Source organism: Deltaproteobacteria bacterium (genome assembly GCA_017302835.1).
GTDB lineage: Bacteria > Bdellovibrionota > Bdellovibrionia > Bdellovibrionales > Bdellovibrionaceae > UBA2316.
In genome coordinates, this window is sequence record JAFLCC010000035.1 from 1 (window position 1) to 5,599 (window position 5,599).

Genomic DNA, 5,599 nt, shown 5'->3' on the forward strand with positions numbered 1-5,599 from the left:
GTTTATACTTTGGAATTAAATTGAAATCTGGACCTGTTAAAACTTAAAGTCTTACTTTAAGTAAAAGTTGAAATTATCTAAACCTAGTTTTCCACATATTTCCCACTAATTTTAGAAAGTTCCCACTTTATTGTGATATAATCAATCATGGCCCTACACTTGCCGGGATAGATTCATAAAACAATGAATTAAAAATCAAGGTTCCCCAATAAGGATTTAATTCCGAAGGGTTTAAACTGCCAGTCGAGTTATTTACTGCCGCCACGTTATTAGCTGTCAAACCACCTGCTTGGGTAAATGTTCCACCAACCACAATATTGGCACCATTGACTGCAACTGAGGCAATACTTATTCCCGTTATATTTGGGTTCCAACTGCTGGCGGTGCCTAACGTGGTATCCACTGCAGCTATGTAGTTTCTCGTCGTACCGCCATTGACCGTAGTGAAGCTACCGCCGACGTAAAGGGTTGTTCCTGATAGGGCTAGTGACCTTACAGTGTTATTCATATTGGGATTAAAAGATACGGCAATGCCCGTTGTGGAATCTATCGCCGCTAACCGATTTCTGGTAGTTGCGCCATTGACCGTAGTGAAGCTGCCGCCGACGTAAAGGGTTGTTCCTGACATTAATAGGCTTGAAACCTGGTTATTCATATTGGGATTAAAACCTGTGGCAATGCCCGTTGTGGAATCTATCGCCGCTAACCGATTTCTGGTAGTTGCGCCATTGACCGTAGTAAAGTTGCCGCCGATGTAAAGAGTGGTTCCTGATAGGAAAAGAGCAGAAACCACGTTATTGAAGTTTGGATCCCAACTAGTGACTACCTTTGTAGCCAGGTCTATCGATGCAATGTAGTGTCTAGTCAGTCCATTAATTTGAGTAAACGTACCACCAACGTATAAACTACTACCTGAAAAATTCAAAGCATTAATGGTTCCGTTGAAATCAAATCCAAAACCCAAATCAAGCTTTCCGTTTTGATCCAACTTCGCCAAGCTTTTAACCGAAATCCCCTTGTAATTCAAAAAAGACCCACCGACAAAAACCCCCCCTGCTCCATCAGGGATGATACTTTTAATAGGGCCATCAAAACCCAAACCAGAATCAAAACTAGGATCATGGCTTCCGTCAGGGTTTAAGCGAATTATATTTCCAACAGCTTTTCCACCATAGGCAGTAAATAAACCAGCAATATAATATTTATTTGTATCTGAATCATAAACAACGGTGTTTACTACTGAGCCCGTGATACCACTTGAGCTCGCTATGGGTTTAGCCAAGTTGACCATCAGGGAAGATGCATTTGCTGGAATGGAATTAACAACAGTCGAGCAACCCAAATTTTTAGCCATTAAGAATAGACCATCAAATGGTAAAACTTGGTGACTGATCATAGGAATGGTAGCCGCAAAATCTTCATAAACAGAAATAGAGGTGTTCGTACCCGAAGCGCAAGAACCATAGGAAATGGAGCCGGGTAAATTAGAAAATACTATTTTGGGTCTTACGATGTCGATATTGGTAAATGACGGTTGGTTAAAATTTACCTCCGTCGTTCCCGAAATGGAAATCTCACTGGACAAATCCGTTTTTGTCATACCAAATTGTCCTAACGGGATTCTTAAATAATAGTTTCCAGTGACGGGAATCTGCGATTGCCCCGACAAAATATTAAACGTTGAAACTGCAAAAGTATCATTTTGACAATCGCCTTCAGAGGTAAAAATTTTAATATTCAATCCCATATTAATACTTAACGAATTCTGCAGCGTATAGGCTTCACATACCCCAGCGTTACAGGGCTTGTACGTTTTAAAAGCAACTGGGTAACAAGCGCCTCGTGCCATCGGTCTGGCAAAGCTGGGATTTTCAATTTTGTTAAAATTATGAAGCCCCTCTATTCTTAGATATGGTTTACTGGGATCTGATGGCCCGCCGCCAGGCATGTTACCTGATCCAAATTTCGGGCCTTTGCAATCATCAAAATAGGCACTGGGATCAATCTCAGCAACAATAGGAATCTCAACCGTAACCGTTCCCCCAGGAAGCATTTCTGTAGGTTTAGACTCACCCAAAAAAAACGGGGCAGAGAATCCACCTAATAGCGCGTCACCCCCTTCAGCCACGATCCCTGGACATAGAGAAGCCGCAGTTGGCTTTTTCATTCCATAAAGTCGAATGTACCGTGATGGGCCCGAAGGAACCTCCAACGAAACCGTATTTTCTTTACTCATGGCGCCAGCAAAAACACCGAATCTAAAGGACTGTGATTTATCCAATGATTTTTCACATGAATTGCCGTTCATTAATTCTTCAGGGCCACCAATAAATACAATCAGGCAATCCACCTGCGAGTAGTTAGCGGGAATAAGTCCGTAATCAAAACTTGGCTTTCCTGAAACCAGCTTACTTCCTGTTTCTACTGAAGCTGCATTGAAACTGTTGGAGTTTGGAAAGCGGATCGTTACCTGGCTCGTGCTTTTTTGCGCTTCACGAGTGCAGGCAGCAAATAAAAAGCTAACTAGGACCATAAGGAAAATATTAAAAATTCTATAATGCCTGTTTTTCACTGTTTACCTCTGACTAACCTATCGGTCTAGGTCCTGAAAAACATTAAGCCTTAACTTGCGCCATCGAGCAGGAATTGACTCAAAAATTGACAAAACCATTAACAATTTCCAATTTCGAGATTCAATCTAGTTCTAGAAAATTAAAAATCTTGATTTATGTTTTTTCTTGATGTCAGCTACAATTCGACCATGGTTTTCAAAACGGAATTCCGATAAGAAGAGGCAAGATACTTTTCTTCCACAAGGTCTACGAGGAAAGGAAACCGTGAATTTTCAATGTTTTCTTTGATTTTAGATAAAAACCCTGATGGTAAAAAAATTTCCGAATCTGATTTAAAAAGAAGATCCACGTCTGAATGGGAATGGAATTTTTCACCAACTCGAGAACCAAAAATGTAAACATGAAATCCTTGATTCTTTAAGGGCATTATAACAAGATGATTCAACAATTCATATTGTTCCGCAGTCATGCCAAACTTCATTGAAGTCGACTCAATTTGCCGATATAGTCATGAATCTGAGCTTGAAAGAGTATTATTTGTTGAAAAACTTTGGTCGCTGTTTCTTCATCATAGGAATGACTTGAGCTGTTCCTTGCCTCAATAAAATCTAGCCACATTTCAGCTGAACTAATTAAATCCGCTCTTGCCATCTCTCGAATAGCTTGTTTAGGAAATTTGGTTTGGGAGCCTAGTTTTTTTACCGCTACCTTCCACGAGAGCTCAATAGTGTATTCAAATCGTTGAATACAGGCATCCCTGGCAATTTTAAATTGAATTTGATGAGATTGCACCTGTTTTGAAAATTCAAGAGCTTCCTCAAGGGTAGCTACAGCTTTAGTGAGTTCTTCAAGAGAAATATTTGATGCCACCTTAACCTTTTCTTCAAAGAGAATTTCTTGTTTAATGTTATGAAATCTTTCATTAAAAGGTCAACCCAAAATTTTAAGCCTCTCACTGATAATAGGCTAAGCAAATATTTTTGGTAACTTTAGGATTAAAATAAAATCTAAAGAAATTTTTCTTCCAATGAGTCTCAAAATACTGAAAAAAACTAAACATTGGTATAAACATATCCAAAGGACTGATACCCATACTGCTGACAAGTGAAAACTCACTTTGATTCCTCAAAATAGTAGGCAGTACTGTAGGTAAATAGATAGCTTCACCCTCCACTTTTCCAGATTTAATATTTTCGTGATCAAACCGCCAATTTAACCAGCCAATTTTAACCCCAAGAAAAGCGTGAGCCATGTAATTGTGAACTTTTTTAGTTCGTTGTCTAATTAGAAACAATTCAATATATTTTTCTTTAGTTTCATTGTTTTCGAAGTACCCAATTCCTAAAGACCAATGCAACATCGCTCCTAACGGTTTAACCCCAGAAGATCTAACACCTAAGGACAGAACCCCGTTTAAGGCCAAAAATCTTCCTTTCACATTTGTTTCAGAAACAACTAGAAACGATCTCCAGAGCTCGGTCTCAATTTTTGAAATTAATTTTTGAACTTCGTTTTCTCCAAAATCTGTGAATTCTTTTTCTTTGCTTATCTCAATAGCTCCCTCAATTGAATCTTTCTCAACGTATAAGTCATTTGGTCCAACATCTCGACTTGATTTTTTGGTAAAAAATTTAATAATTTTATTTTTATATGAAGCAAATCGACCCAAAAACAAAGTTCTTTTCTCTGAATCCAGATTCCCAAGGATTCCTTGGAGGATTGAATTTCTTCTTTGATAATATTGATCTTTTTCTTCCTGAGTTAGCTTGTTGAACTCATTCTTAAGCGTTTCATCACTTGGTTCATTCTGAATTTGAAATCTCCTACCATTAGGAGTCCAAATTTCATTGGATGTGAATAAAAAGTCGCTTTCATTTTTGATGGACTCAATGACAATTTGTTCTTGCTGATTTTCGTGATAAACGTTCAGATTTTTCTCTTCAGATAAGTCTATAGCCCATAAATTAGGGCCTAAACAAAAAATTAAAAAGATGAATAAATATTTACTATTAAGAATGTCCTTTATCATAAGCGAAGAACTTTATCACAATCCTTGGTATTATACGACTGTAGATAATTAGACAGCGAATCGCTGAAAATGTGATGAAAATTTAGTAAATTCAAAGGTTTAACAAAACCGCCATTAAAAAAAATCTTAAGATTGAAACTGTGAATTGAGAAAACTCTCAAGAAACTGAAGATCTGTTAGATTAGATTATTGACGACTCAGCGGGCACCATTAAAAATCTCAATCTAGGAATCTGTTAATAATTTCGTCAAAATATGAGACAAATGTAATTCTTAGCTAAAGCTCTGGCAAGTTCCACCGATCTATAACATTAGTATGAAAAGTTTACGGTTATTTGTTTTTTTACTGCTTCAATTTTCATTGATGACCAGTTTTGCTAACAACCCTGGCGTGTCTTACCAAGGACGCATTTTTAAACCTGATGGAAATCCACTTGAAGGCTCATCAGTTCAATTTCGCTTGCAAGTGCGCTCGCCCGGTTCAGAAAACTGTTTGCTGTATGAGGAAGTTCAAACTTTAAATATGGCTGGCTCTTCTGGCGTTTTTGCACTCACTCTAAATGATGGCACTGGCACAAGATTAGATACGGCAACTTACCAAGTAGACCGAATTTTTGCTAATCGCGAAACGATGACTTTGGATACCACTCGCTGTGCCGCAGGCACCACTTACACACCTAACTCTTCTGATGGACGTAAACTGGTAGTGTATTTTAAAGATGAAACCATGGCCGCCTATGAGGCGATGCCACTTATGAATTTAAATTATGTACCGCAAGCTATGTACGCGCTTGAAGCACAGAAAGTAGATAAATTTGAAGTGAGTCATATTCTGCGCGCGGTGGATGGCAGTGGCAATCCGGCGACAGCGCCGGCGCTGAATCCAACTCAATTAACAAATCTAAATACTCTGCTTGCGACTCCGGCTGCGAATTATGTGCAGACAACCAGTAATGGCAGTGCTGCGCTTCCGATTGTTGCGGGAAATCCTTCCAGCG

Annotated in this window: 5 protein-coding genes; 1 reads left to right on the forward strand and 4 read right to left on the reverse strand. The window is 38.8% G+C overall.

Features of this window, described 5'->3' with window-relative positions; genetic code table 11:
* Positions 1-145: 145 nt before the first annotated feature.
* The 4 genes from J0M15_16925 to J0M15_16940 form a co-directional block, all read right to left on the reverse strand.
* Positions 146-2,572 (reverse strand): hypothetical protein, encoded by a 2,427-nt coding sequence (locus J0M15_16925; GenBank protein ID MBN8538733.1) that lies wholly within the window; start codon positions 2,570-2,572, stop codon positions 146-148.
* Positions 2,573-2,748: 176 nt separating this feature from the next.
* A complete protein-coding gene (locus tag J0M15_16930) occupies positions 2,749-3,042 on the reverse strand; it encodes a nucleotidyltransferase domain-containing protein (protein ID MBN8538734.1) in 294 nt (97 codons plus the stop codon).
* A gap of 8 nt (positions 3,043-3,050) precedes the next feature.
* Positions 3,051-3,443 (reverse strand): nucleotidyltransferase substrate binding protein, encoded by a 393-nt coding sequence (locus J0M15_16935; protein MBN8538735.1) that lies wholly within the window; start codon positions 3,441-3,443, stop codon positions 3,051-3,053.
* Positions 3,444-3,525: 82 nt separating this feature from the next.
* Positions 3,526-4,602, reverse strand: coding sequence for a hypothetical protein (locus J0M15_16940; protein MBN8538736.1), 1,077 nt, complete (start codon positions 4,600-4,602; stop codon positions 3,526-3,528).
* Positions 4,603-4,917: 315 nt separating this feature from the next.
* Here J0M15_16940 and J0M15_16945 point away from each other — a divergent pair.
* On the forward strand, positions 4,918-5,599 hold a 682-nt coding region (locus J0M15_16945; protein ID MBN8538737.1), incomplete at its 3' end, for a hypothetical protein.